27 protein-coding genes and 1 tRNA gene are annotated in these 26,877 nt (G+C 64.9%); 12 read left to right on the top strand and 16 right to left on the bottom strand.

The genetic code is table 11. The features are described from left to right. Positions 1-102 precede the first annotated feature (102 nt). Entirely contained in the window at positions 103-1,320 is a 1,218-nt protein-coding gene (locus tag AC27VE_RS03900) for a benzoate/H(+) symporter BenE family transporter (protein ID WP_488703080.1), read from the top strand. A 9-nt stretch (positions 1,321-1,329) separates the two neighbouring features. Here the strand turns inward: AC27VE_RS03900 and pdxR are convergent, their stop codons facing one another. The 4 genes from pdxR to AC27VE_RS03880 form a co-directional block, all read right to left on the bottom strand. After that, positions 1,330-2,829, bottom strand: coding sequence for a MocR-like pyridoxine biosynthesis transcription factor PdxR (gene pdxR / locus AC27VE_RS03895; protein WP_488703079.1), 1,500 nt, complete (start codon positions 2,827-2,829; stop codon positions 1,330-1,332). Between the two features lie 68 nt (positions 2,830-2,897). Next, positions 2,898-3,674, bottom strand: coding sequence for an SDR family oxidoreductase (locus tag AC27VE_RS03890; protein ID WP_315133272.1), 777 nt, complete (start codon positions 3,672-3,674; stop codon positions 2,898-2,900). Positions 3,675-3,705: 31 nt separating this feature from the next. Beyond that, positions 3,706-4,620, bottom strand: coding sequence for a beta-keto acid cleavage family enzyme (locus AC27VE_RS03885; protein WP_280026679.1), 915 nt, complete (start codon positions 4,618-4,620; stop codon positions 3,706-3,708). A gap of 9 nt (positions 4,621-4,629) precedes the next feature. Further along, on the bottom strand, positions 4,630-5,844 hold the full coding sequence (locus AC27VE_RS03880) for an ABC transporter substrate-binding protein (RefSeq protein WP_488703137.1): 1,215 nt from the start codon (positions 5,842-5,844) through the stop codon (positions 4,630-4,632). A gap of 226 nt (positions 5,845-6,070) precedes the next feature. On the opposite strand from AC27VE_RS03880, the gene AC27VE_RS03875 reads away from it, so the two are divergent. After that, the gene (locus AC27VE_RS03875; protein ID WP_427958161.1) at positions 6,071-6,745 is read left to right on the top strand and encodes a Crp/Fnr family transcriptional regulator; all 675 of its coding nucleotides are present in this window, start codon (positions 6,071-6,073) and stop codon (positions 6,743-6,745) included. Positions 6,746-6,837: 92 nt separating this feature from the next. Here AC27VE_RS03875 and panB read toward each other — a convergent pair whose 3' ends face one another. From panB to AC27VE_RS03825, 10 genes are all read right to left on the bottom strand, one after another. Beyond that, positions 6,838-7,713, bottom strand: a complete 876-nt coding sequence (gene panB / locus AC27VE_RS03870) for a 3-methyl-2-oxobutanoate hydroxymethyltransferase (protein ID WP_088590787.1) — start codon at positions 7,711-7,713, stop codon at positions 6,838-6,840. A gap of 128 nt (positions 7,714-7,841) precedes the next feature. Continuing rightward, on the bottom strand, positions 7,842-8,897 hold the full coding sequence (locus tag AC27VE_RS03865) for an RNA methyltransferase (protein WP_488703078.1): 1,056 nt from the start codon (positions 8,895-8,897) through the stop codon (positions 7,842-7,844). A 72-nt stretch (positions 8,898-8,969) separates the two neighbouring features. Then, a complete protein-coding gene (locus AC27VE_RS03860; RefSeq protein WP_088590789.1) occupies positions 8,970-9,692 on the bottom strand; it encodes an SDR family NAD(P)-dependent oxidoreductase in 723 nt (240 codons plus the stop codon). A 2-nt stretch (positions 9,693-9,694) separates the two neighbouring features. Continuing rightward, positions 9,695-10,738, bottom strand: coding sequence for a histone deacetylase family protein (locus AC27VE_RS03855; protein ID WP_488703077.1), 1,044 nt, complete (start codon positions 10,736-10,738; stop codon positions 9,695-9,697). Between the two features lie 30 nt (positions 10,739-10,768). Further along, positions 10,769-12,367 carry an ABC transporter ATP-binding protein gene (locus tag AC27VE_RS03850; protein ID WP_488703076.1) on the bottom strand — a complete coding sequence of 533 codons (1,599 nt, stop codon included), beginning with the start codon at positions 12,365-12,367 and terminating at the stop codon, positions 10,769-10,771. 3 nt (positions 12,368-12,370) lie between these two features. Next, a complete protein-coding gene (locus AC27VE_RS03845) occupies positions 12,371-13,207 on the bottom strand; it encodes an ABC transporter permease (RefSeq protein ID WP_006222381.1) in 837 nt (278 codons plus the stop codon). Further along, positions 13,204-14,181, bottom strand: coding sequence for an ABC transporter permease (locus tag AC27VE_RS03840; protein WP_202803386.1), 978 nt, complete (start codon positions 14,179-14,181; stop codon positions 13,204-13,206). Before AC27VE_RS03840 ends, AC27VE_RS03845 begins: the two co-directional genes overlap by 4 nt. Before the next feature lie 15 nt (positions 14,182-14,196). Next, entirely contained in the window at positions 14,197-15,789 is a 1,593-nt protein-coding gene (locus AC27VE_RS03835; RefSeq protein ID WP_488703075.1) for an ABC transporter substrate-binding protein, read from the bottom strand. 77 nt (positions 15,790-15,866) lie between these two features. Continuing rightward, positions 15,867-17,147 carry an aspartate aminotransferase family protein gene (locus AC27VE_RS03830; protein ID WP_488703074.1) on the bottom strand — a complete coding sequence of 427 codons (1,281 nt, stop codon included), beginning with the start codon at positions 17,145-17,147 and terminating at the stop codon, positions 15,867-15,869. Between the two features lie 56 nt (positions 17,148-17,203). Next, positions 17,204-18,310: a phosphotransferase gene (locus AC27VE_RS03825; protein WP_488703136.1), complete on the bottom strand. Its 1,107-nt coding sequence runs from the start codon at positions 18,308-18,310 to the stop codon at positions 17,204-17,206. Positions 18,311-18,530: 220 nt separating this feature from the next. Here AC27VE_RS03825 and AC27VE_RS03820 point away from each other — a divergent pair, with 220 nt between their 5' ends. Then, complete coding sequence (locus tag AC27VE_RS03820) at positions 18,531-19,334, top strand: GntR family transcriptional regulator (RefSeq protein WP_488703073.1); 804 nt, start codon at positions 18,531-18,533, stop codon at positions 19,332-19,334. A 94-nt stretch (positions 19,335-19,428) separates the two neighbouring features. Here AC27VE_RS03820 and AC27VE_RS03815 read toward each other — a convergent pair. After that, positions 19,429-19,502, bottom strand: a tRNA-Gly gene (locus AC27VE_RS03815). 185 nt (positions 19,503-19,687) lie between these two features. Between AC27VE_RS03815 and trmB the strand changes: the two genes are divergently transcribed. The 5 genes from trmB to lysM all read left to right on the top strand — a co-directional run bounded on the left by trmB (position 19,688) and on the right by lysM (position 22,810). Further along, complete coding sequence (gene trmB, locus AC27VE_RS03810; protein WP_488703072.1) at positions 19,688-20,512, top strand: tRNA (guanosine(46)-N7)-methyltransferase TrmB; 825 nt, start codon at positions 19,688-19,690, stop codon at positions 20,510-20,512. Next, complete coding sequence (gene pip / locus AC27VE_RS03805) at positions 20,512-21,453, top strand: prolyl aminopeptidase (RefSeq protein ID WP_488703071.1); 942 nt, start codon at positions 20,512-20,514, stop codon at positions 21,451-21,453. The genes trmB and pip overlap by 1 nt, the downstream gene beginning before the upstream one ends. 11 nt (positions 21,454-21,464) lie before the next feature. Next, complete coding sequence (thiS, locus tag AC27VE_RS03800; protein WP_315525877.1) at positions 21,465-21,665, top strand: sulfur carrier protein ThiS; 201 nt, start codon at positions 21,465-21,467, stop codon at positions 21,663-21,665. A 332-nt stretch (positions 21,666-21,997) separates the two neighbouring features. Beyond that, on the top strand, positions 21,998-22,318 hold the full coding sequence (locus AC27VE_RS03795; protein WP_427958171.1) for a hypothetical protein: 321 nt from the start codon (positions 21,998-22,000) through the stop codon (positions 22,316-22,318). A gap of 45 nt (positions 22,319-22,363) precedes the next feature. Next, complete coding sequence (lysM, locus tag AC27VE_RS03790) at positions 22,364-22,810, top strand: peptidoglycan-binding protein LysM (RefSeq protein ID WP_006222391.1); 447 nt, start codon at positions 22,364-22,366, stop codon at positions 22,808-22,810. Positions 22,811-22,926: 116 nt separating this feature from the next. Here the strand turns inward: lysM and ffh are convergent, their stop codons facing one another. After that, positions 22,927-24,333: a signal recognition particle protein gene (gene ffh / locus AC27VE_RS03785; protein WP_169269606.1), complete on the bottom strand. Its 1,407-nt coding sequence runs from the start codon at positions 24,331-24,333 to the stop codon at positions 22,927-22,929. A gap of 106 nt (positions 24,334-24,439) precedes the next feature. On the opposite strand from ffh, the gene AC27VE_RS03780 reads away from it, so the two are divergent. The 4 genes from AC27VE_RS03780 to AC27VE_RS03765 all read left to right on the top strand — a co-directional run bounded on the left by AC27VE_RS03780 (position 24,440) and on the right by AC27VE_RS03765 (position 26,864). Then, positions 24,440-25,282 carry a cytochrome C assembly family protein gene (locus tag AC27VE_RS03780; RefSeq protein WP_035212267.1) on the top strand — a complete coding sequence of 281 codons (843 nt, stop codon included), beginning with the start codon at positions 24,440-24,442 and terminating at the stop codon, positions 25,280-25,282. A 1-nt stretch (position 25,283) separates the two neighbouring features. Then, positions 25,284-25,541 carry a PP0621 family protein gene (locus AC27VE_RS03775; protein WP_006222394.1) on the top strand — a complete coding sequence of 86 codons (258 nt, stop codon included), beginning with the start codon at positions 25,284-25,286 and terminating at the stop codon, positions 25,539-25,541. 104 nt (positions 25,542-25,645) lie between these two features. Further along, positions 25,646-26,224: a 1,6-anhydro-N-acetylmuramyl-L-alanine amidase AmpD gene (ampD, locus tag AC27VE_RS03770; protein WP_006222395.1), complete on the top strand. Its 579-nt coding sequence runs from the start codon at positions 25,646-25,648 to the stop codon at positions 26,222-26,224. 19 nt (positions 26,225-26,243) lie between these two features. Beyond that, on the top strand, positions 26,244-26,864 hold the full coding sequence (locus AC27VE_RS03765) for a glutathione S-transferase family protein (protein WP_006222396.1): 621 nt from the start codon (positions 26,244-26,246) through the stop codon (positions 26,862-26,864). The last annotated feature ends 13 nt before the right edge of the window (positions 26,865-26,877 follow it).

The following is a 26,877-nucleotide window of genomic DNA, read 5'->3' as shown; positions in this document are numbered from 1 at the left end:
GCATTCCGATGTGGCATGAAATGCCAGTCCACATCACTCCTACACTTTGCGCCTTGTTCCGGCTGCGCGCCCTGCGGCCCCTTTCGCAATCTGGAGTGATTCATGACGACATCGCCGGCTCGCCTTCGACCCGCCGACTTCTTTTCGCCCACCGTCGCCGCCCTGATCTCGGTCCTCGTTAACTACGGCGGGACCTTCGTGCTGGTGTTCCAGGCGGCCGAACTGGCCCGGCTGACGCCCGCCCAGACGGCGTCCTGGGTGTGGGCCGTTTCCATCGGCGTGGGCGTTACCGGCGCCCTGCTCAGTTTTCGCTACAAGGAACCCATCATCACGGCCTGGTCGACGCCGGGCGTGGCCTTCCTGGCCACCGTGATGCCGTTCACGCCCTATGGCGAAGTGATTGGCGCCTATGTGGTCTCGGCGTTGGGCTTCATTCTGCTGGGCTGGTCCGGTGCGTTTGAGAAACTGGTGCGCATGATCCCCGGCGGCATCGCGGCCGGCCTGCTGGCCGGCATCCTGCTGCAGTTCGGCGTCAACGCATTCGGCGGCGCCAGCGTCGACCCGCTGCTGGTCATCGTGCTGGTCATCTCGTATGCGCTGCTCAAGCGCTATACCTCACGCTTCGCGGTGGTCGGCATCCTTGCAATCGGCGTGGCGATGCTGATCGCACAGCACCGGATCGACTTCTCGGCCATCCACCTGCGCCTGGCCGCGCCCGTTTTCGAAATGCCCCGCTTTTCAGTGCAGGCGCTGCTGGGCGTCGCACTGCCTCTATTCATCATCACCCTGACGGGCCAATACATGCCGGGAATGCTGGTGCTGCGCAACGACGGGTTCAAGACCAGCGCGAATCCCATCCTGACGGTGACCGGCTTGGGTTCGTTGATCATGGCCCCGTTCGGCGCGCACGCGTTCAACGTGGCGGCCATCACCGCAGCCATCTGCACGGGACCGGACGCGCACCCGGATGCGCGCAAGCGCTACGTTGCGGGGCTGGCCTGCGGGGCGCTCTACATCCTGGTGGGCACCTTCGGCGTGACGCTGGCCACGTTGTTCATGGTATTGCCCAAGGCCTTCATCACCACGCTGGCCGGGCTGGCCCTGTTGGGCGCCATCGGCGGCAGTCTGGCCAACGCCATGGCCGACGCCCGCACCCGGGAAACCGCGCTGATCACCTTCCTGGCCACGGCTGCCAACGTCACGCTGCTGGGCGTGGGCGGCGCCTTCTGGGGGCTTGTCGCCGGCCTGACGGCGCACCTGCTGATGCACGGCGGCAGCCGCGCGCCGATCCCAAATTCGGCCAACCCGGCCAAACCGTAGCCTCGCCGCCTACCGCTTCCTGAGCGCGGCAGACAAGCGCCGCATGGCGGTGTCGATCTCGTGCGCGGTCAACGACGAATATCCCAGGATCCAGCCTTGCCGCTTGTCTGCGCCGGCATACAGGCGGCTTAGCCCCGGCAGCAACAGGCCGGCGCCGGCCGCCTGCCGGATGGTTTTTTCTTCGGACCAGCCGCGGGCAAGCAGGCAAGGGATCTGCAACCCGCCTTCCGGCCGCAGCGCCACCGCAATGCCGTCCATGTGCTTGTCCAGCGCTTGCAACATGGCGTCGCGACGCGATGCGTACAGCTTGCGCATAGCGCGGATGTGGGCGTTGTAGTGCCCGTCTTCCATGAACCGAGCCAAGGTCAGCTGCAAGATTTGCGGCGTGTGTCCGTCCAGGATGCTGCGCGCATAGGCAAAGGCGCTGACCAGCTCGGTGGGTAGCGCCATGTAGCCCATCCGCAGGCCCGGATAGAGCGTCTTGCTGAAGGTGCCGATATAAAGCGTGCGCTGATACTTGTCCAGGCCCTGCACGCAGGCCGTCGGCAAGCCTTCGTAATGGAACTCGCTGTCGTAATCGTCTTCGATGATCCACTTGCCGTTCTCTGCCGCCCAGCGGGTCAGCTCCAGCCGGCGCGCCAGTGACAGCGTCGCCCCCGTGGGGTATTGATGCGAGGGCGTCACGTAGACGCAGTTGGCGCCGCTGCGATCCGCGCGCAGCAGGTCCGTGCGGATGCCCTGCTCGTCCACGTCGATGGGCACGATCCTGGCCTCGGCCGATTCGAAGGCCTTCTTCGCGCCGAAGTAGCCCGGGTTCTCCAACAGGATCGGCTTGCCGGCATCCACCAGCAATTGCGCGCACAGGAACAGGGCTTGCCGCGTGCTGCTCAGCACCAGGATCTGGTCCGCCGACACGTTGGCGCCCCGCTCCAGGTTCAGATAGGACGCGATCGCCTTACGTAGCGGCGCGGCGCCTTGCGGGTCGCCATGCAGCAACACCTGGCCGCGGTGTTCCTTCATCGCCTGGCGCTGCAAGCGTTCCCAGATGTCGGTTGGAAACGTCCGGGTCTCGGGCAGCCCCGTGGCAAAGGCCCGGACCGCCTGCTGATCCGTCACGCCACCGCTGTCGAATATCATCCTGCCCCGGCGGCTCAGGCCCGCGCCGGGCGCTGCCGCCTCGCGCTTGTCGTCGACCAGCTTGATGCGGCGCCTTGCGGCCCCGCGCAACTCCGCGCCCACGGTGTCGGACACGTAACTGCCCGACCCCGCACGCCGCACGATGTAGCCGTCACGGTGCAACTGGACGTAGGCATTTTCGACCGTGTCGCGCGCCACCCCCAGCGAGGTGGCCATGGCGCGCGTCGCGGGCAACTTCACGCCCGGGTCCAGCGCGCCGTCCAGGATCAGGGCGCGCAGCGCCCGCTGAATGCGCTGATGCAGATCCAACGGCTGAAGGTCCGCGTCGTTCATGCGGATCTTCAGCGTTTCAAGTTCGAATGCCCGGGTCATGCGGTCTGTTCGCCAGAGGAATGGTTGCCATAGAAGCAGACCATTCTATCCGGCGGCCGACCCCTGGCTTATCCCAGGTGCTCCACGTTGCCGCACACGGAAATGCTTTGCCCGCTGATCATGGCGCCCTCGTCCGAACACAGGAACGCCACTTGGTTGGCTACATCCTCCGGCTGCGTCATGCGGCGCAGCGAGACTTTCTCCACCAACTGCATGCGCATGTCATCGTTGCTGACCCCGCCCGCCGTCGCACGGGCGGCGATCACGCGTTCCACGCGGTCTCCGGCCACGACCCCCGGCAACACGGAATTCACCCGGATGCCGTCGGGGCCCAGTTCCATGGCCCAGGTCTGCGTCAGGCCCGCCAAGCCGAATTTGCTGGCGCTGTAAGGCGTGCGCAACGAAAAGCCCAGGCGGCCCGCCACGGACGAGATATTGACGATGGACCCGCCCCCCGCCGCCCGCAGCAAAGGCACGGCGCTCCGAGAGCAAAGGAAGGTTCCGGTCAGATTCACGTCCAGCGTATTCCGCCACGCGTCCAGCGCGGTGTCTTCCAGCCGGCTTGTCGGGCCCGACACGCCCGCATTGTTGATCAGCGCATCCAGCTTGCCCCATCGGCCGGACAGGTCTTCGAACATGGCAAGCACCTGGGCTTCGTCAGAGACGTCCGTGACGCTGGCGCTCAAGGCCGGATGCGCGGCACGCGCAGCCTCGCACGCTTGCGCGTTCACATCGCAGATATGCACGTCGGCGCCAGACTGCAGAAATTTGCGGGCAATGGCCAGGCCGATGCCGTGCGCCCCTGCGGTGACGAGGACGCGTTTGCCTTTCAATGAGTCGATCATGTTGCTTGGTCGGTGGAGGGTTGGGGGCCGGTCACAGCGCGAACGCCGGCCGGATGCCGCTACGCAGAGGCAGGCCCAGCATTTCGCGCGCCTCGGCAGGCGTGGCCGGTTCCATGTCCATTTCCCGGATCACGCGCACGATCCGCTCGGTCAACTGGACATTGGTAGCCAATTCCCCGTGCCGGTAGTACAGATTGTCTTCCAGGCCCACGCGCGCATGCCCACCCAGCAGCAAGGCGCTGATGTTGGCTTCCAGCTGCGCGGGTCCGATGCCGCTGACGCAGAAAATGCTGTTCTTGGGCAGCAGGTCCACCATCATCTGCAGATGACGCGGCGAAAACGGCATGGCGTTCTGGAAATTGCGGTGCACGTTCATCACCAGGTTGATGAAATGCGGGGCTTCGTCCAGGCCCTCGTTAATGAGCGTCGTCGCATCCTGCAGGATGTGCGTCGGGCTGAACACCTCCCATTCTGGCTTGATGCCGCGTGCCTGCATGGCGGCCGCCATCTCGCGCGCCCGGGTCAGCGGCGTGTTCATCAGGTATTCGCGGTCACCGAAGGCCAGGTTCAAGGTGGTGGCGTCCAGCGTGCACATCTCGGCGCCGGCGTCCATGCCCTTGAGCCGCTCTTCCCACAGGATCTCCCACGTACCGGGCGACGTCTCCTTGACCATGTCGCCATGCACGCCCCCACCCGTGGAGTTGTTCAGGACGATGTCGCAACGCGCGCGGATGCGCTCGTTCATGTCGCGATAGATGTCGGCGTTGCAGGTGGCCAGATCGTCCGGCCGCCGCGCATGCAGGGCCACCACGCTGGCCCCGGCGTTGTAGCAGCGGTAGACGTCGTCGGCGATCTCCGCGGGTTGGGTCGGCAGATGCGGATTCTGGCTTTTCAGCGCCATGCCCCCCGTCGGGGCGATGGTCACGATCACTTTGCGTTTAGACATGGGTTCTCCTTACTTCCACAGCGCGCAGCGGCTTTCCGCCTTGGTCGTAAAGGCCTCGTTGCCGTCGATGGTCTGCACCACGTTGAAGTAGTCCCAGGGCGCCTTCGACTCGGCGGGCGTCTTGACCTGAAGCAGATACATGTCGTGCACCACCCGGCCGTCCGGGCGGACGACGCCGTCCTTGATGTAGAGGTCGTTCAGCTTGTTTTCGCGCATATGCGCCAACACGCGGTCGGCGTCGTCGGTTCCGGTGGCCTTGACCGCACGCAGGTACTGCAACGCCGCCGAATAGTCCGCCGCCTGCAGCGACGACGGCATGGCCTTGCGCCGTTCGAAGAATTTCTGGCTCCAGGCGCGCGTCTCGTCCGACGTGTTCCAATACCAGCTGTCGGTCAGGTACAGTCCCTGCGCCGCATCCAGCCCCATGGCGTGGATGTCGTTGATGAACATGATCAGCCCGGCCAGCCGCATCGTCTTCGTGATGCCGAATTCGTTGGCCGCCTTGATCGAGTTAGTCGCATCGGCGCCCGCGTTCGCCAAGGCCAGGATTTCCGCCTTGCTGCTTTGCGCTTGCAGCAGGAAGGACGAGAAATCGCTGGAGGCCAGCGGATGCTTGACCGACCCCACCACCTTGCCGCCCGCCGCCTCGACCACCTTCGTGGTGTCGGCCTGCAGCGCATTGCCGAAGGCGTAGTCCGCCGTCAGGAAGTACCAGGTCTTGCCGCCCGCTTTCACCACCGCCGCGCCCGTGCCGCGCGCTTGCGCGACGGTGTCGTAGGCGTAGTTCAGGGTGTAGGGGGTGCATTGCTCGTTGGTCAGCGCCGGGGCGCCCGCGCCCACCACGATGATCGGCTTCTTCTTGTCGGCCGCCACCTTCGACATGGCAAGCGCCGTGCTGGAATTGGTGCCGCCAATCAGCATGTCCAGGCCCCGCTGGTCGAACCATTCGCGCGCCTTGGCCGACGCGATGTCCGCCTTGTTCTGATGGTCCGCCGTCAATAGCTCGATCTTTTTGCCGTTGATCTCACCGCCCATTTCCTCGATGGCCATCTTGATGGCCTCTGCCCCGCCGGGGCCGTCGGGGCCGGAATAGACGCCGGACATGTCGGTAATGAACCCGATTCGAATAACATCGTCGGAAATCTGCGCATGCGCGATGCTCGCGCTCAGCAACGAGGCAGCGCCCGCGCAAGCGAGCGCGGTGCCGGACAACATGCGTGGCATTGACAACATACCCATCTCCTCTTATGGTTTTTGGCTCTTAAGGCCTCAACTATTCTGGGACTGGACCCCGAGTGCGGACAGTCATCAAGTTGACAAAGCGCCCTAGGGTTTACCTGTGCGTGAACATCACTGCTGAATAGGGAGCACTATGCGCGGACCGCCCACCGGTACCGGCAGCGAATCGCCAGGCGCCAAACGACGGCCGGCGCCATGCCCTGTCGACAAAATGCTGGACGTTGTCCCCTGGTACAACGGCTTGCCTCAACTTGAACGTGAAGTGGTCCGCGCCGAGCTGCGTGTGGTGTCGCTGCGCACAGGCGAATACCTGTTTCGCGAAGGCGCAAAGTCCCCGGGCTGGTATGGCGTGGTCGAAGGCCTGGTGAAATGGTCGTCGCGGGGGTCGGACGGCCGATCCCTGTCGCTGGCCGGTTTCAGTACCGGCAGCTGGTTCGGCGAAGCCACCATGATCCGCCGGGAACGCTTCGAATATGAAGTGGTGGCGCTACGGCCAAGCCGGGTCGTGATCTTGCCGCGCGACACCTGCGAACGCCTGTGGAACAACAATATCGAGTTCACCAAGGCGCTGATGACGCACCTGGCCCATCGGGTCAACTGGCTGATGGCCTCTTACACGGGCAACGTGCTGCTGGATGTCGACACCACGGTTGCACGCGCCGTCGCGGCGCAACTGGACGCCGAAGCGCATTCCGGCACCAACGGCCGCTTGAAGATATCCCAGGAAGAGATCGCCAGCCTGTGCGGCGTGTCGCGCCAGCGTTGCAACACCGCGTTGGTGACATTGGCCCGGGCCGGCGTCCTGCAGACGCACTACGGCGGATTGACGGTCCTGGATCGGGTCGCGCTGTACCGCCATGCAAAACTCGAGCAGGAGCCCTCATGAAAAAGCCGCGCCACCCGGCCGCCTAGGCAGGCAACGTTGCCGCAAAAGGCACGGCCCCAGCCCCGAAGCCGGACGGCAACCGCGCCGACGGCTTACCAGGCATGCTTGGCGTCATCGGGAAATGACCCGCTCTTCACCGCATGTACATAACGCGCGATCGCGTCCTTGACGCCATCGCTGCCGTCCATGAAGTTGTGGACGAATTTCGCCATCCGGCCCAGGTTGATGCCCAGCATATCGTGCAGGACAAGCACCTGCCCGGCAGTGCCGCGGCCCGCACCAATGCCAATCGTGGCGCAAACGGCCAGATCCGCCGTGATCGAGGCCGCAAGCGCCGCTGGCACCATTTCCAGGACCAGCATGGTGGCGCCGGCAGCTTCAAGCGCCGCGCTGTCTTCGCGCAAGCGCGCGGCGGCCTCATCCGTGCGGCCCTGCACGCGAAACCCGCCTAGCGACGACACCGTCTGGGGCGTCAGCCCAAGATGGCCGCATACCGGAACGCCACGTTCCACCAGGAACCGAGCCGTTTCCGCGACCCATCCTCCGCCCTCAAGCTTGACCATCTGCGCGCCGGCGCTCATTAGCGCCACGGCGGAGGTGATCGCCTGCTCTTTGGACACCTGATAGCTGCCAAAGGGCAGATCCGCCACAATCAGCGAGCGTCCCCCGGTGCGCCGGACGCCTTCCGCCACGCATCGGGTGTGATAAGCCATGTCCTCAAGCGTGACCCCGACGGTCCCATTGCCGCCCTGGCACACCATGCCCAGCGAATCGCCCACCAGCAGCGTGTCCACGCCGGCCGCATCCGCCACCGCCGCAAACGTCGCATCGTAGGCGGTCAGCATGGCGATCTTCTCGCCGCGGGCGCGCATGTCGGCGAAGGTCGGGACAGTGACCTTTTTCTGCGCTTCAGCAGGCCGCAACCCGTAAGGGGCAGCGGACGATGGGGAGTTCTCGGGCGTATTCATCTTGAGCGACCTGGCCTTCCATAACATCGAATCGTATCGGATGGTGTGCGACCGATGCCGGCGGCCAGCAGGCCCGCTTCGCACCTCACACGCTGGGGCGAGCATAGCTCAGGCGGCGCTAGGCGGCGCTAGGCGGCTTCCAGCCCGGGCGTGCGCGGGCGACGCAGCACGACGACCTGTTCGGCGCCGACGGCTCGCGCGCGCAACTGGCCACAGCCGCCGTCCACATCCTGCCCGGCGCTGTTCCTCACCTTGGTCAACAACCCTCGGCTATGAAGGTAGTGGACGATCTCGCGGATGCGTTCGGGATCGGGGCGTTGGTAGTCGTCCCCTTCAAGACTATTGAAAGGGATGACGTTGAGCACGCAGTACTTGCCCTTCAGCAGGTGCAGCACGGCGTCGAGCTCGTCGTCACCGTCGTTGACGCCCTTGAGCAACGTCCACTGGTATTGGATCGGGTATCCGGTGTCGCGGGCGTACTTTTCGCCCAGCTCGACCAGCGCTCCCGGCGAGATTTTCGCGGCACGCGGCAGCAGGTGTTCACGCAGCTCGGTCTTGGTGGTGTGCAGCGACAACGCCAGTGCGGGTTTGACCCGCTGCTTCGGCAAGGCCTCGAACACGCGCAGGTCGCCCACCGTGGAGAGCACCAGGTTCTTATGCCCGATATTGCCTTCGGTGCCCAACAGGTCGATGGCTTCGAGCACATTCTCCAGGTTGTGCGCCGGTTCGCCCATGCCCATGAAGACGACTTTCTTCACCGCGCGCAGACGCCGTGCCAGCACCACCTGGGCCAGGATTTCCATGCTGGAGACCTGGCGGATCAAGCCACTCTTGCCGGTCATGCAGAAACGACAGCCCACCGCGCAACCAACCTGCGTGGACACGCACAGGCCGTCACGCGGCAGCAGCACGCTTTCCACCATCTGCCCATCGGCAAGGTCGACGAGCAAGCGCGAGCCGTCGTTGCCGACATGCTCGGAACGGATACAGGCAAGACCGTCCAGTTCCGCCGTCACGGCGGGTAGCGCATTGCGCAGCGCCAGCGGCAGGAAATCTTCTGCGCGCCGCCGCCGCGTGCCGGTGTCAAGCGCCTGCCCGTTCAGCCAGACGCGCATGAGCCGGCCGCGATGGACAGGCTGGGCGCCGAGTGCGGCAAGGCGATGATCGAAGTCGGAATAGCGCATAGGGAGCGGATTGTACCCAGCCGGGCATGGGTCGGACGGACGCCAGCCCGGCAGCGCCGCCTCGCTTCCCGATCAATAAGCCGTTTCCACCCGCCAGCTGATCGGTATTTCCGCCACGCTGGCCGTGGCGGGAAGCTCCAGCGCCATCCGGGCGATCCTGGCAACTTCCTGGGGCTGGGTCAATTGCGCCTTGACGGAGTCGTCCACGCCGTCGGCCATGTCGGTGGCAACGAAGCCCGGGCAGATTGCGGTGCAACGGATCCGATCCCCTTCGCCGGCATGGCGGATGCCATGAGCCAGCATCAGTGCAGCGGCCTTGCTCATGGAATACAGCCCGCCTTCCGCCGCCCGCACGCGCTTGCCGGCCAACGAGGCAATCACAAGCACCTTGCCCTCCGGCGCGGCCTGTAAATGGGGCCAGACCAACCGCGTCAGACGCATGGGCGACTTGACGTTGACGGCGAAGATATCGTCGAAGTCCTGGTCGCTCGCTTCGATCACGGACTTGCCGCTAAGGATGCCAGCGTTATGGACGATCGCGTCGATTCGTCCAAAATGGCCGTGCGCCGCGGCCACCCAGGCCGCTTCACTTGCCGGATCCCGCGCATCGAAGGGCGCCCCATGACAACGATCCGCTCCATACTCCGCCAGCGCCGCCACAGGCTGGCGTGTCCCCGCCGACACTCGCCAGCCATGCGCTAGCAGTTCACGTGCCAGGGCCAGCCCGATGCCCCGGCTGGCGCCGCTGATAAGCACCACACGGCCCTCACCCGCCTCGCGTTCAACAGTCATCATGCCTAGGCTCCCTGGCGGTTCAGATAGCCCTCGACCAGCGAATTGACGTTGGCGCGCAGGGTATCGACCTTGTAGCCCCCTTCCTGAACGAACAGGGTGGGCAGGCCAAGCTGGGCGATTCGATCCCCCAGTACCGCGTAATCGGCCGTGTCGATGTCCAGGTTGCCGAACGGATCGTGGCGGAACGTGTCGAAGCCCGCCGCCACCACCAGCACGCCTGGCGCGAAATCCTTGATCCGTTCCAGGGCATGATCGAAGTGCTCAAGGTAACCGTTGATCGCCGTGCCGCCCTCCATGGGCAGATTGCAGTTGTAGCCTTCGCCGGCGCCGCTTCCAATCTCGTCGGCATAGCCGCAGATGAACGGAAACAGCGTTTCTGGCTTTCCGTGCAGCGACACGGTCAGCACGTCGTCGCGGTCGTAGAAGATCTGCTGCGTGCCGTTGCCATGGTGCACGTCGATATCCAGCACGGCCACGCGGCCAAAACGCTTGGCCAGACGCTGCGCGGCAATCGCCGTATTCGCGATGTGGCAGCCGCCCATCGCCAGATCGCGCATGGCGTGATGGCCGGCGGGCCGCAGCAGCGCGTAGGCGCTGCGTTCGCCTTCGATGATCGCGTCGGCAGCCGCCACCGCGGCGTCGACGCTGCCGTTCATGTTGACCCAGGCGTCCTGGACCAATGGCGAGCCGCCATCGCCCAGATAGCGGCCGGCGAGCGTCACCGGAATCTGCGTACGCAACGTCGGGAAATAGCGATTCGTCGTGATGTAGGGCCGCACTTCGAAAGACGCATCCGGCGCCTTGGACCATTCGTCCCAGGCGGTCTCCAGATAATGTAGATAGTCCGGGGCGTGGACTTCGAACAATTCCACTGGACGTTCGGCTGCGCGTTGCACGAATTGGCAATCCAGACGCAGGTCATCCTTCAGCGCGGCAAGGATTTCGATGCTGCGTTCGGCGCGATCGTGGTGCTGTTTGAGCAGCCCACGGATCATGGCGTTGCCAGGCCAGGGCACGTCATGGGTCGGGGAGATGAATGCTTTCACTGCGCGATCCTATAAAGCGTGTGGGTGTGTTTATTTCCAGCTTCTTCCGGGCACCGCGGCAATCAGCTCGCGGGTGTATTCGTGCTGCGGGTTTTCCAAGACCTGGGCAGTCAGGCCCTGCTCGACGATTTCGCCATGCTTGAGCACGATGACGCGGTCGCACAGCTGGGAGGCCACGCGCAGATCATGCGTGATGAAGAGCATGGAAAGATGCAGCTCTTGCTTGAGTTGGCGCAGCATGGCCAGCACCTGGTCCTGCACCGAGACGTCCAACGCCGACACAGGTTCGTCCGCCACGATCAGTTCCGGCGTCACGGCGATGGCGCGGGCAAAGCCCAGGCGCTGGCGCTGGCCGCCCGAAAATTCGTGGGGATAACGATCCAGCGCGGACGGGTCCAGCTTGACCAGTTGCATCAATTCGCGCGCCCTGCCCATGGCCGCGCTGGCCGACATGCCATGCCGGCGCATGCCTCCGGTCAGGATGCGCGCCACGGTATGGCGGGGGTTTAGCGACCCATACGGGTCCTGGAAGATCATCTGCACCGAACGGCGCCGCGCCGGATCGGCGAACGCGCCCTCCGCCAGCATGTCGGCCCCGCGCAATCGCACCTCGCCATCGTCGACAGAAACCAGACCCGCCAGCATGCGGCCGATGGTCGACTTGCCCGAACCGGACTCGCCCACCAGCCCCACCGTCTCGCCGCGCCGGATGTCGAACGACACGCCCTTGACCGCCGGGAACTGCTGGGCCGGACCGAACCACTTTCCCTTGCGCACGTACGTCTTGCGCAGGTTCTTCACCGTAAGCAAGGCATCCGGCTGAACCTCGCCGGCGGGCGGTGGCCGGAACGACGGCACGGCCGCCAGCAGCGACTGCGTGTATGCCTCCTGGGGATCGCGCAGCACCTGCTGCGCCGAGCCCGACTCGATCACGCGGCCGCCCTGCATCACGACGATCCGGTCGGCAATTTCGGACACCACGCCAAAGTCGTGCGTAATGAACAGCACGGCCAGGCCCTTGCGTTGCTGGATGTCCTTGATCAGGGCCAGGATCTGCGCCTGGGTGGTGACGTCCAGCGCCGTGGTCGGCTCGTCGGCGATCAGGATGTCCGGCTCCAGCGCCAGGGCCATGGCGATCATGACTCGCTGGCGTTGTCCGCCCGACAATTGGTAAGGATAGGAATCGGCAATGCGGGCATGATCCGGCAAGCCGACCGAAGTCAGCAGCTCGGCGACACGCGCATTCACCTGTGCGGCATGGCGCATGCCGTGCGTACGCAACATTTCGCCGATCTGGCGTCCGCAGCGCATCAGCGGATTGAGCGCGCTGAGCGGTTCCTGGAACACCATGGCGATGCGCTTGCCCCGCACTTTACGCAGCTCGCCCAGGGGCATGCCGGCCAGTTGCAGTTCTCCCAGCCGGATATCACCGCCGGCGATCCGCAGGCCGCGCGGCAATAGGCCCAGGACGGCATGCGCCAACGTGGACTTACCCGACCCGGACTCGCCCACAACGCAGACGATTTCGCGCGGGTTCAGGGCAAGGCTCACGCCTTCCACCGCAAACGCGCGGTCTCCGCCGTCCGGCAGCGAGATCGACAGGTTTTCAATCTGAAGCAACGACGCCACGGCTCACCCCTTGCGATGGAGACGGGGATTGAGCGCATCATTGAGCCCCTCTCCCATCAGGTTGACCGCCAGCACGGTGACGAAGATCGCCACGCCCGGGAACAGGCACATCCACCAAGCCAGGCGCAGAAACGTGCGCGACGCGCCCACCATGTAGCCCCAGGTCATCAGGTTGGGATCGCCCAGGCCCAGGAAGCTGATCGCGCTCTCCAGCAGAATGGCGTTGGCCACCATCAGCGAAGCCATCACGATCAGCGGCGACACGCAGTTAGGCAGGATTTCGGCAAACACGATGTGCGTGCGCGAATAGCCCTGCACCGTGGCGGCCTCGACGAACTCGCTGGACTTGACCCGCATGAACTCGGCGCGCACCAGCCGGGCGATCGGCGGCCAGCTCACCAGCGCCACGGCAGTAATCACCGAACCGAAAGACGGCTGGAAGATCGCCACCAGCACAATGGCGAACAAAAAGCTGGGAATGGTCTGGAAGATCTCGGTCACGCGCATCAGGAGCTCGTCCCAGCGCCCGCCCAGGTAGCCGGCCGGCACGCCCACCAGCATGCCGATGAACACCGCGACCACGGTCGCCACCACGCCCACCAGCAGCGAGGCCTGCGCGCCATGCACGATGCCCGCTGCGATGTTGCGCCCCATGGAGTCCGCCCCCAACCAGGCGCCGGCCTGCTCGAACGGATGCAGGAACGGCGCTTCAGTAGCGTCCCAAGGGTTGATCGGATAGAGCCACTGAGCGCCCAGGGCCATCAGCACGATGGCTGCCAGGCAGACCAGCCCCACCACCGCGCCGGCATTGCTGAAATATCGCTTGATCAATGACTTCATGATTGACTCTGCATGCGAGGATCGACGACGCGGTAGATCAGGTCGGTCAACAGGTTGAACGCCACCACCACCACCGATGTGCAGAAAAACACCCCAAGCAGGACGGGATAGTCGCGCTGCTGCAGCGCGTCGAAAGCCAGCCGGCCAATACCCGGCCAGGCGAACACCGTTTCCACCAGCACCGAGCCGCCGATCAGTTGACCCGCCTGCATGCCGGCCAGTGTGATGACGGGCAGCACGGCGTTGCGCAGCTGGTGCACCCACACCACCCGGCCCGAAGACAGGCCCTTGGCCCACGCCGTCTTGACGAAATCGGCGCCCTGGATCTCGTTCATGGAGGCCCGCGCCAGACGGGTGTAGACCGCCAGGTTGAAGCCCGCCAGGGTGACGATGGGCAAGAGGGCGTGCTTGGCAATGTCCAGCATTCGCGGCACGCCGGTCAGCGACGAACCCATCGTCTCGTAGCCGAACGCGGGCAGCCAGCCCAGGCTGACCGAGAATCCCAGCACCAGCAGCAATCCGACCCAGAAGATCGGCGTCGCGTAGAACGCCAGCGATGCCGCGGTGATGACCGAATCCAGCCATGATCCGCGGTAACGGCTGGCCAGCGCCCCCAGCAGGATCCCTCCCAGCAGGGCGATGAGGAAAGCGGGGATCGCCAGCACCAGCGTGGCCGGCAAGCGGTCGGCAATCATGTCCCACACGGGGCGTTGCTGCCGGTAGCTGTAGCCCAGGTCCAGCGTGGCGATGGATTGCAGATAGCTCCCCAGTTGCACCACCAGGGGTTGATCGAGCTTGAACTCCTGGCGCAGCTGTTCCAGGAACTTCGCGTCGGACGACCCGGCTTCGCCAGCCAGCACGCTGACCGGGTCGCCGGGCGCCATGTGCACCAGGGCGAAGTTGATGACGGCGACTGCAACCAGCACCGTGACCGACTTGCCCAGCACGGAAAGTAAGGGCCGCAGCCACCTCATCATCCGTTCTCCCTCTTACTTCTCGATGTAGGTCGTCGCGAAGCTTTCCGCCACGCCGATGGCGGACGTCGTCACGTTCTTGACCTTCTTATTGGTGATTGTGGGGAACGCCAGTTCGACCAACCAGGCGGTCGGCGCATCCTTGGCGACCTGGCCGTAGGCCTGCGAGTACAGCTGCTGGCGCTTGACCGGGTCGACTTCCTTCGCGGCGGCGATCAGCGCGGCGTCCACGTCCTTGTTCACATAGCCCGATGTGTTGGTGCCGTAGCCGCCCTTGTGGATATTGTCTGACCGGTAGGTGCGATCCACGCCCAGCGCCGGATCCGAATATTGGTACAGGTACTCGACCACCGAATCGAACTCCCAGTTGGAGTAGCGACGCGCCCAGCTGCCCGCGTCGGTGTTTTCCAGCACCACTTCCACCCCGACTTTGGACAGCGAACTCTTGACGTACTCGGACACCTTGTTCCAGGTATCGCCATAGGGCAGGCCCAGCAGTTTGATGCTGGCCCGCTTGCCGCTGGCATCCGGCTTCAGGCCCATTTCGTCGAGCAGCGCAATAGCCTTCTTCGGGTCGTAGTCATAGCGCGGCAGCTTGTCGTCGTAGAAACGCGTGACCGACGACACCGGGCCCGTGGCCGGGCGCGCAGCGCCGAAGAAAATGCGCTCGGCGATGAACTTGCGGTCAATGGCGTACTGGATGGCCTGGCGGAAACGCGCGTCATCCAGCGGTTTGGCGCGATGGTTAAGCTCGATCGCGGCGTGCGAGCCAGTGAACTCGTACCCTTGGGTCGTGATCTCCAACTGCGGGTTGGCCTTGATCTGCGGCAGGAAGGCGAAATCGATGTCGCCAAAACTGGCGACCTGCACCGAGCCGCTTTCCAGCGCGACCAGGCGCGAGTTGGCGTCCGGAATCACCTGGAAGTAGATCTTGTCCAGGTACGGCAGGTTGGGACGCCAGTATTTGTCGTTGCGCTCCAGCAGCACGAAGCGGCCGCGCTGCCATTCCTTGAACTTGAACGGCCCGGTGCCGATCGGCGTCTGGTTGGCGGGGTTGTTGCGGAAATCGGTGCCCTTGTATATGTGCGCCGGCACGATGGGCGCGGACGACACTTCAAAGGCATTGATGAATGGTGAGTACGGCTCTTTAAGCGTAATGACGACGGTGAGCGGCCCGGTCTTCTCGATATTCGCCACATGGCTGAGGTTGTTGCGGGCGCGCGCATGCACCTCGGGCAAGTACTCCTTGAGCGAGAACAGCACATCGTCGGCGCCGAACGGCTTGCCGTCGTGCCAGGTCACGCCTTCCTGCAGCTCGAAGGTATAGGTCAGGCCATCGGGCGATACGCTCCACGACTTGGCAAGGCTGGCCTGGGGATTAAGCTTGAAATCATAGGTCAGCAGGCTCTCGTAGATCTTGCCGCCGACGATTTGGGTAGGCGTCTGCTGGTTCAGGCCCAGCATCAGGACGGGAGGCTCGGGATTCAGGATGACGTTGAGCGTGCCGCCATGCGTCTGCGCCATGGCCGACGCGCCTGCGCCGAGAGCGGCTGCGCCTGCCAGCAGGACATGCAGTGCCGTTTTTCTGAAGAACATAGTGTTGCGCATGATGATTCCCTTGCTTGTTCGACGTGGTGGGGTGGGACCGGTCTTCTTATGAAGCGTCTAGTTATCTTGTTGGTGGCTCAGCGCATCGCCGTGCGGCACTGCTCATCCAGGGCAGCGGCGAGAAGGCCGGCATGCTCGGGCTGGAACACAAGCGGCGGGCGGATCTTGAGCGTCGAAGCATGCCGGCCGGCCGTGCCGAGCAGCACGCCGGACTGGCGCAACCCATTGACGATTCGTTGGGTCAGGCGGGCGGCACTCGCCGCATCCCCGTCAGGCGCGACGATGTCGACGCCCCAATACAGGCCCTGCCCGCGCACTGCCCCCAGGCAATCGTGGCGCTGCGCCAGCTCGTCCAGCGCTTGCGCCATGACCTGGCCGGTGCGCTCGACGTGGGCTGGCGCATCCATGCGCGCCAGCTCGTCCAGCACTGCCAGGCCGACGGCCGACGACACGGTGTTGCCCCCGAAAGTATTGAAATAGCGGCATTGCCGGCCGAAGACCTCTGCCAGGCGCGACTGCACGACCAGGCCGCCGATCGGATGGCCGTTGCCCATGGGCTTGCCCATGGACACCATGTCCGGGATCACGCTATCGCGCTGAAAAGCCCACCAGTTGGCGCCCATCCGGGCAAAGCCGCCTTGCACTTCGTCGGCGATGAACAGGCCGCCGCGGACGCGCACGCGCTCGGCCGCCAACGTCAGCGCTTCGCCGGGATCGGCGTACATGCCGTCGCTGGCGAACACGGTGTCGACCATCAGCGCGGCCACTGGCGTGCCGGCGGCTTCCAGCTCGTCGGCCGCAGCATCCACGCAGGCGGCGAACTTCGCCGCAACCTCGTGCGGCGATCCCTTTAGAAGGCAAGGCGCCGGTATCGTCCGGACGTGCGCCCCGACAGGACGCAGCGAAGGCGACACATCGGCCAGCGCCATCGTCACGCCGTGATAGGCATTCTCGGTAACGATCACGCCTCGCCGCCCCGTCGCTTCGAAAGCGATGCGCAGCGCCAGGTCATTGGCCTCGCTGCCCGTGCAGGTGAACATGGCGATGTCCAGCGCATCCGGAAACAGCGCCAGCAAACGTTCGGCGTAATTAACCACGCCTTCGTGGAGATACCGCGTATGCGTGTTGAGCTTGGATGCCTGACGCGACAGCGCTTGCACCACGGCGGGATTGGCGTGCCCGACCACGGGTACGTTGTTGTAGGCGTCCAGATAGCGACGCCCCGAGGCGTCGTACAGCCACACGCCCTCGCCGCGCACCAGTTCCACCGGTTCTTCGTAGAACAACCGGTAAGCCGGCCCCAGCGCCTTGCGCCGCGCCAACAAGTCTTGATGCGCCTCGTTGCGGTTTACTGTCATCGCATGTCCTTGGTTCGATTCGTACGCGGCGTCGCGCAGTTCCATGCAGGACGCGCTCAACGGGCGCCCCGGCCCCATTCGTCGTACAGCTCGTTGAACAACGCCGTCGCCGCCGCCCGGCTGCGCAGGATGTAGGCGCCATTACCGGGAAAGCGCAAAGCGCGCCAGGACGGAATCGCCATGCGCTGCACCAGCCGCGCCAGCACCAGGTCCAGCACATGGCGCCGCTCTTGCGGCGTCAGCGCAGACACCGACTCGTAACCCGCCACGACGGCCGACAGCACGTCCAGGGGATTGCCGGCAGCCGTCATCTGGTAGGACGCGGCGATGGCGATCTCGGCGATCCGCGGCGCGTGGACCATATCGCCGAAGTCCAGGATGCCCGCCAGATCCGAGCCCGCCGCATCGACCAGAATGTTGCTGGGCGACAGATCGTTGTGGATGATCTGGCTGGGTAGCGCGGCCAGCGCAGGCATGACGTCCAGCTCGAACACGTCCAGATAGGCAGCGATGCGCGCCCGTTCGTCCGCGGACTCGACTGCCCCCAGCATCGGCCGCACGCGCGCCACCTGGCAGGCATCCCACAGGAACAGGCGATGCGCCGCCGGATGTTCGAAGTCGGCAAGCTGCCCATCCAGTTGCCCGGCCGCCCTGCCCACGGCGTACCAGGACTGCGGCGCGGCCGACATGGCCGTTCCCGCCCGGCCAGGCAGGTAGCCATAGGCGCGCACCCGCACAGGGCCATCAACGTCCGGCACATGAAAATCCAGCCAGTCCTGCGACGCCGAGCCATCCCCGCACCCCGGCCTGATATCCGGGTAGTCCTCTGTCAGCCTTGCCGCGTCGGCAGGCTGGTGATGCGGCGCCCGCACCGAGCCCATGCCGTGACTGCGCGCTTCCAGATGCTTCAGCACCGCAATCTGCATGCGCGTTTCGTCCAGGCTTTCCGCGCCATTGATGAACTTCAGCGTCAGCGACTCGCCGTCCGCCCGGCTGATCCGGAAATTCATGTCGCGCTCGCCCGACAACGGGGCGCACTGCGCATAACCGGGGTAGCAGGCCCTGGCGACGCGTTCCGCATCCTTGAGCCGGATCGGCGGCGGCGAATTCACCAGCAGGGCGTCCACCGGTTCTTCCATGCCGGTGGCGGCATTCGACAGCATCACGACACATCCCGATTTAGATATTTGATGCATCATGCATCAAGATACAAAAACCCCGATATCGGTGTAATCCCGAAGACGGCAATATCCCGGGAAACCGCCCTCGAATGCCGGTTTCACCTATAAGGCTGATAAAGTAGGGAGTGGGCAGCAAGCCCGCCATCCGCCCGCCCGGACCAACGTCTCTGTGGCGATCTTCAGACTCTTGGCACGTACTTTGATGCATCATCCGAGCGCAAGCCCGCATTCCGACCCTAACGCCGACGCGCCTGCGACAGTGCTGCCGCCGCAAACAGAGGCCCGCTTTTCCGCCATGCAGTACGAAAGCATGGGCAAGCGGGTCTACACCAGAATCTGCAGCGCCCTGATGGAGGGCCAGCTACGGCCGGGAGACCGGCTGCGTATCCGGGAGCTGGCCGCAGAGCTAGGCACCAGCATCACCCCCGTGCGCGACGGCGTGCTGCGCCTGGTGCAGGATGGCGCGCTGACCATGCGTAGCGCGCGCGATATCCGGGTGGCCGAAGTCACCCTGCCCGAATACCTGGAAATCCGCGACATCCGCCTCGAGCTCGAAGGCATGGCCGCTGCGCGGGCCGCCGAAGTCGCCACCGCCGAAGACATCGCGCGCATGGAGGCGCTGATCGAGCAGAACGAACAGGCCTTGGCCGCCGGCGACGTCCTGGCGGCCATCAGCCTGAACCAGCACTTCCATTTTGAGTACTGTCGGATCGCCAACATGCCGGTGCTCTTGAGCATCCTGGAACGTCTATGGTTGAAGATGGGGCCGTTGATCGCCCAGTGCTATACGGCAGGTGGACGCGACATGATCGACGGTCACTATTCCCTGCTGGCGGCGATGCGCAATCGCGATAGCCAGGCAGCGAGGGTCGCCGTCCAGACCGACATCCTGTCGGGCGGCCAGGTCATCCTGGAATTGAAGAAGCGCTCGGCGAAGGCCGCCGACAATGCTGATACCGCGCAGGCGGCAGCGCCGGCGGCGAAACAGGCACGCGCGTCAATGTGAAGGCAATGAAGTCACGCCGGTCGGGCAGGTCAGAAATCTGGGAATGGCTTGCGACGATCACCGGCGTGCGGTGGCGGTTCGTGAAGAATCGAAGTGGAGCGGGTGAAGGGAATCGAACCCTCGTATGAAGCTTGGGAAGCTGCCGTTCTACCATTGAACTACACCCGCTCGGGTGTCGTGCCGCGGCGCAGGGCCGGAGCAGAGCCGACGATTATAGCGCGCCTTTTTTTGGATTCCAGGGGGATTTTTGTCCTCCCTGCCGCGCCTTCCGGCTGGCTCGGCGCAAATGCGTCCCCAATTTAGTCCATCCGGCCGACTCCGCCCCGCCACACCTGCCACTACAATTCGGGGCTATGAATACGAACAACCCCGCGGACAAGCCCGCGACGCCCCCCGTGACCACCCCCGACACGACCGCCGACTCCGCCGCGCCCGCCGCTGCGCAAGCCCCCGTTTCCCCGGAAACCCAGGCCGCGCTGGCCAGCACCGCCCACGCCCCGAACAGTCCGGGCGCCACGCACATCCGCAGCTTCGTGCATCGCCGCGGCCACATCACCCAGGGCCAGTTGGCCGCGCTGGAGCGCCTGATGGGCCAGTGGTCCATTCCGTACGCGCCCCGCCGCCTGGACCCCGCCGCCGCTTTCGGCCGGCAGGCGCCGACGGTGCTGGAGATCGGCTTCGGCATGGGTGAGACCACCGAGAAGATCGCGCTGGCCCGTCCGGACGACAACTTCCTGGGCGTCGAAGTGTTCAACGCCGGTGTGGGCTCGCTGCTGCGCCGCATTGAAGATTCCAACATCCCGAACCTGCGCATCATCCAGCACGACGCCGTTGAAGTCGTGCGCGACATGATCGCCCCGGATTCGCTGGCCGGCGTGCATGTGTACTTCCCGGACCCGTGGCCCAAGAAGCGCCATCACAAGCGCCGCCTGCTGCAGCCCGCGTTCGTGTCGCTGCTGGCCAGCCGCATCGCACCGGGTGGCTACATCCATTGCGCCACCGACTGGGAAGACTACGCGGTGCAGATGCTGGAAGTGCTTAGCGGCGAACCGCTGCTGGCCAACACGGCGGACGGCTATGCGCCCCGCCCCGATTACCGCCCTCTGACCAAATTCGAGAACCGCGGCCTGCGTCTGGGCCACGGCGTCTGGGACCTGATCTTCAAGCGAGTCGCCTAATGCTCTACCCGCCAATCGAACCCTACCGCCACGGCATCCTGGATACCGGCGACGGCCACCAGATTTATTGGGAAATGTCGGGCAATCCGAACGGCAAGCCCGCCGTCTTCCTGCATGGCGGCCCGGGCAGCGGTTGTTCGCCGGTGCATCGCCAATTGTTCGATCCGCAGCGCTACAACGTGCTGCTGTTCGATCAGCGCGGTTGCGGCCGTTCCAAGCCGCACGCCAGCCTGGACAACAACACGACCTGGCACCTGGTGTCCGATATCGAGCGCCTGCGCACCGAGATCATGGGTGCTGACAAGTGGCTGGTGTTCGGCGGGTCCTGGGGGTCGACCTTGGCGCTGGCTTACGCCGAAACGCACCCGTCGCACGTGAGCGAATTGGTGGTGCGCGGCATCTTCGGCCTGCGCCGCGCGGAAATCCAATGGTTCTACCAGGAAGGCGCATCGTGGCTGTTCCCGGACCGCTGGGAAGAATATCTGGCGCCCATCCCTGAAGCTGAACGCGGCGACCTGGTGGCGGCGTACCACAAGCGCCTGACGGGCGACGACGCCGCCGAGCAGCTGCGCGCCGCCAAGGCATGGAGCAAGTGGGAAGACAGCACGATCACGCTGTTGCCCAGCCCGCGCCATCAGCAAAGCCACGCCGCCGACCGCGCCGCGCTGGCCTTTGCCCGCATCGAGAACCACTATTTCGTGAACGCCGGCTTCATGGAAGAAGGCCAGTTGATTCGCGACGCCCACAAGCTGCGCGGCATCCCCGGCACCATCGTGCAAGGCCGCTACGACGTCTGCACGCCCGCGCGCACCGCGTGGGACCTGCATCGCTCCTGGCCGGAAGCTGAATTCCATCTGGTGCCCGACGCCGGCCACGCCTTCGACGAGCCCGGCACCTTGGCGCGCCTGATCGCTGCCACCGACGCCTACGCGAAACAGTGAGGAGACCCGATATGCACATCACCCTGAATGGCGACGCGCGGGAGTTCCCGCTGAACACCACCGTCATCGAACTGCTGCAAACGCTGGGCTACGCGGGCAAGCGCGTGGCGGTAGAGCGTAATGGCGAGATCGTGCCCAAGAGCCAGCACGAACAGACCACGCTGACCGACGGCGACCAGATCGAGATTGTCGTCGCGGTGGGCGGCGGCTGATTTCGCGATTTGTTTGCGCCGCACTTATTGCGCCGCAAACAGGCATTTTCAAGACGAAGGGCCGCTTGATCAGCGGCCCTTTTGCTTATGCGTTTTCCATCAGGTTCTGACGCACGGCACCATGCGCCTGATAGGGTTTGCGCCTGCCGCGCTACGCCGCCTGCAAACTGACGAGCATTCTTGCGTAGTCTGCCGCGGTACTAGCAACCTGTTACACGTTAACCCCTCGTCTGGCGGCGAGTCTGCGAGTAATAATCGTTGCTGCTGGCGTCGTTACGTTGTCTTGCTGTTGTTCTAGCGTTGCACATCGCCCTACGGGGCAAGGAGGCATCATGAACACCGCGGTCATCATCAATCTTCTCATCCAGCTTGTCGCTGGCGCAGCCGGTGGCAATGGACTGGGGAAAATGCTCCAGCAGTTCAATCTTGGCCCACTCGGCAACACCATCGCAGGGGCCATCGGCGGCCTGGCGGGCGGTTCGTGGCTGGCGCCCATGATCACCGCCGGCGCGGGAGCGGCCGCAACGGCAAGCAATACCGGACTGGATCTTTCAACGATCGCCGGTGACGTGGTGGGCGGCGGCGTCGGTGGCGCCGTGCTTACCCTGATCGTCGGGATCGTGCGCAAGATGCTTGTGGGCCGCGCGCCCTGAAAGCACTTCTCGTTTTCTCACCGCAACATAGATAAAGGAAACACTATGGGTCTGCTCAATTTCATCAAGGACGTTGGGGAAAAGCTCTTCGGCGCCAGCGAGGCCAAGGCCGCGACGGCAGACGAGTTGAAGAAAGAGCTGGATAAGCACGGCCTGAACGCGGACGGCCTGCAAATCACGGTGGATGGCGACAAGGTCACGGTGGCGGGCGAAGCCCTCAGCACCGAAGCGGCCGAGAAGATCTCCCTGGCGCTGGGCAACACCGTCGGCGTGGCCGCGGTGGACAATCAGTTGAAAGTGAAGCAGGCCACGCCCGAAGCCAAGATGTACACGGTGCAAAAGGGCGACAACCTGTGGAAGATCGCCGAGGCGCAATACGGCAAGGGCCAAGGCGCCAAGAACTCGCTGATCTTCGAAGCCAACAAGCCGATGCTGACCAGCCCCGACAAGATCTACCCGGGCCAGGTGCTGCGCATCCCGCCCTTGGCGTAAGCCGCAAAGCAATCCAACAACCCGGAGAACACCCATGCGTTTTCCGGCTTGTGTCGCGGCGAGGCGCCCCCTGCCTGCCGCGATTGCTTGGCCAGACGCAACGTCTGGCCATTTTTTTACTTCATTCCGAAACGCCCAAGGCCCTTCATGCCGCCCATGGCGCGCATCATCTTTGCCATGCCGCCCTTCTTCATCTGCTTCATCATGCCCTGCATCTGTTCGAACTGGGCCAGCAGGCGGTTGACCTCTTGCACCGGCACGCCGGAGCCCGTTGCGATGCGGCGCTTGCGCGAGGCCTTGATGAGTTCGGGCTTGGCGCGTTCGGCGGCCGTCATGGAATTCAGGATGCCTTCCGTGCGGCGCAACTGCTTTTCAGCCTGGCCGCCTTGCAGCTGGCCGGCGGCCTGCTGGAACTGGGCGGGCAGCTTTTCAAGCAGCGAACCCATGTCGCCCAGCTTCTTCACCTGGCCGAGCTGGTCGCGGAAGTCGTTCAGGTCGAACTTGTTGCCCGACTTGATCTTCGCCGCCAGCTTCTGAGCTTCGGCGATGTCGATGTTCTTCTGCGCCTGTTCAACGAGCGAGACGATATCGCCCATGCCCAGCACGCGTTGTGCCATGCGGTCGGGGTAGAAGGGCTCAAGGCCATCCAGCTTTTCCGACACGCCGACGAACTTCAGCGGCTTGCCGGTGACGTGACGCACCGAGAGCGCCGCGCCGCCGCGGGCGTCGCCGTCCAGCTTGGTCAGCACCACGCCGGTCAGCGGCAGCGCATCAGCGAAGGCACGCGCGGTGTTGACCGCGTCCTGGCCCTGCATGGCGTCCACCACGAACAGCGTTTCAACCGGCTTGACCAGGTCATGCAAGGCGCGGATTTCGCGCATCATGGCTTCGTCGATGCCCAGGCGGCCGGCCGTGTCCAGGATCAGCACGTCGTAGTGATGGCGCTTGGCGTGGTCCACCGCGCCGCGCGCGATGTCTTCAGGCTTCTGGCTGGGGTCGGACGGCAGGAAATCCACGCCGACCTGCGCCGCCACGCTCTTTAACTGGTCGATAGCCGCGGGACGGTAGACGTCGGCGGACACCACCAGCACTTTCTTCTTGCCGGTCTTGCGGCCGTGCTGCGTGTGCTGGCCTTCGGACAGCCAGCGGGCCAGCTTGCCGGTGGTGGTGGTTTTACCGGCGCCTTGCAAGCCGGCCATCAGGATGACGGCGGGCGGCTGCACGGCCAGCGACAATTCGTTGGAATCGGCGCCCAGGTCGCCGCCCATCAAGGCGGTCAGTTCCTTGTGGACGACGCCCACCAGGGCCTGGCCGGGGCTGAGGCTGCCGGCGACTTCTTCGCCCAGCGCCTTGTCCTTCACGCGGGCGACGAACTCGCGCACGACGGGCAACGCCACGTCGGCTTCCAGCAGCGCCATGCGCACTTCGCGCAGCATCTCCTGGGTGTTGGCCTCGGTAAGGCGGGCTTCACCGCGCAGCGTCTTGACGACGCGCGATAGGCGTGTAGTTAGGTTATCGAGCATGAGAGGCGTTTCCGCTTAAACTAGTTGATTGAACGGTGGCCGCAGGCGCGGATTCTGCGCTTTCGGGTGACATGCACCCCAAGGCCCCATCCAGACAACGGTTTCTATGTCACTAGGCATTGTATTTCACACAGCGGCTGCCTTGGCGTACGCAGTGCTAGGAGGGTCACTTTGGATCCGATTGGCCGGCGCCGGGGAAGTGGAAAAGACGGGCAGAATCGCCCGTCTGTGCCTGCTGGGGGCCCTGGTTCTCCATGGAATCGGCCTGCAACAAGCCATGCTGGGCGCCCAGCATCTGTTCATTGGGTGGGCACTTGCCCTGTCGGCGGCCATCTGGCTGGGCATGGTGGTCTTCTGGCTGGAGAGCCTGCTGGTGCGCATCGACGGCCTGCAATTGCTGCTTTTGCCCGCCGCCGCCATCGCCAGCGCCCTGGCCGCGCTGTTCCCGCAGGGGCAATTCGTGCCCCACGCCGACGACGCCTGGCTGCGTGTCCACCTGCTGATCGCCCTGGCCGCCTACGGCCTGATCACCATCGCCGCCCTGCACGCCATGATGATGGCCCTGCTTGACCGCCATCTGCACCGCCCGCTGGACGCGCCCACCGAACGCAGCATCATCGGCCGCGTGCTGGACTCCCAGCCCCCGCTGCTGGTGCAGGAACAACTGCTGTTTCGTATCATCTGGATCGGTTTCATCGTACTGACGCTCGCCGTGGGATCCGGGTCGGTCGCGTCCATGAAGCTGACCGGCAAGATCCTGCCCTTTGACCACAAGACCGTCTTCACCCTGCTGTCCTGGCTGACGTTCGGCGTGCTGCTGGCGGGCCGGCACATCTGGGGCTGGCGCGGCCGCGTGGCCCTGCGCTGGACATTGACGGGCTTTGGTTTCCTGATTTTGGCGTACACCGGCAGCCGGTTCGTGCTGGAAATGATTTTGCATCGAGGCTGACGTGGGCAAGTTGCTGTTTTGGGTGGTTCTGATCATTGCGGTGCTGTTCGTGGCCCGCATCGCCGCCCGCATGGCGGCGGCAAAGCAGGCAGGCGCGCAGAACAGCGCACGCCGCAGCCAGCCTGCGCCGGCGGCTCCGGAGTCCATGGTGCGCTGCGCGCACTGCGGCATCCACCTGCCGCGCTCCGAGGCCGTGCTGCAGAACGGGCTGACCTGGTGCAGCACGGAACACGCAAGGCTGGGACCCGCAAAGAAGTAACCAACGCGGCGCGATGGGGTTCACGCGCCGCGCAAGTGCTGATTTGGGAGGCTGCGGCGACCACGGCATAATGCCTGTTGGATTCACCACGCATGCTCTCTCCCATGGCTCTGCTTCTGGATCGACATGGCTGGCTGGCGCCGGCCCCGGGCGTCACCCTTCTGCCTTCGCCCAACCGCGACGCGCGCCCCGCTGGCGCGCAGGTCTCGCTCTTGGTGCTGCACAACATCAGCCTGCCGCCCGGCCGGTTCGGCGGCCCCGAGGTTGCCGGGCTGTTCCTGAACACGCTGGACTATTCCTCGCACCCCTGGCTGGAACGCCTGCGCGGCTTGCGCGTGTCGGCCCACTTCTTCATCCGCCGCGACGGGCGCATCATCCAGTTCGTATCTACCGAGCAGCGCGCGTGGCACGCCGGCGTGTCGCGCTTTGGCGGACGTGAACGCTGCAATGACTTCTCCATCGGCATCGAACTGGAAGGCACCGACACGCTGCCCTACGCCGACGAGCAGTACCTGGCGCTGCGCAAGCTGACACCGGTGCTGCGCACGCGCTATCCCCTGGCCGCGGCCTGGGGCCACGAACACATTGCCCCGGGCCGCAAGACCGATCCGGGGCCCGCATTCAACTGGACGCGCTTTTCGCGCGACAGCGGCTTTGCGCGGCGGCAATTGCCGCCCGCCTGACACAACTCAAGGACTGGATATGTTGAAGATCTGGGGACGCCTGACTTCCGTCAACGTGCAGAAAGTAATGCTGGCCGTGCGCGAGCTGGCGCTGCCGCACACCTTCATCCAGGCCGGCGGGCCGTTCGGCGTGGTGGACACACCCGAATTCGCCAAGCTGAATCCTAACCGCACCGTGCCCGTCATCGATGACGGCGGCTTCGTGCTGTGGGAATCCAATGCCATCGTCCGCTACCTGGCCGCACGCTATGGCGCGGGCACCTTGTGGCCGGAAGACGCGTGTATGCGCGCGGACGCCGACCGCTGGATGGATTGGCAGACGACGGAATGGCAGGGCGCGATGGCGCCGGCCTTTCTGGGCCTGATCCGGACGCCGGAAGACAAACGCGACCGCGCCGCCATCGACAACTCGGTCAAGCGCTCCAACGCCCGTGCGCAGATCCTGGACCAGGCCTTGCAAGGCCGCGAATTCATCGCCGGCCGCCATCTGACCATCGGCGACATCGCACTGGTGACTTCCGCGCACCGCTGGCTGGCCCTGCCGATCGAACGCCCGGACACCCCGGCACTATCCGCCTGGTACCGCCGCGTAATGATGCGCCCCGCCCCGCAGGGCGTGCTGACGCTGCCATTGGAATAACCGCTGAAGGGGG

Source organism: Achromobacter sp. 18P8.1.1, assembly GCF_057799415.1.
This window is presented reverse-complemented; position numbering and strand designations above follow the sequence as displayed.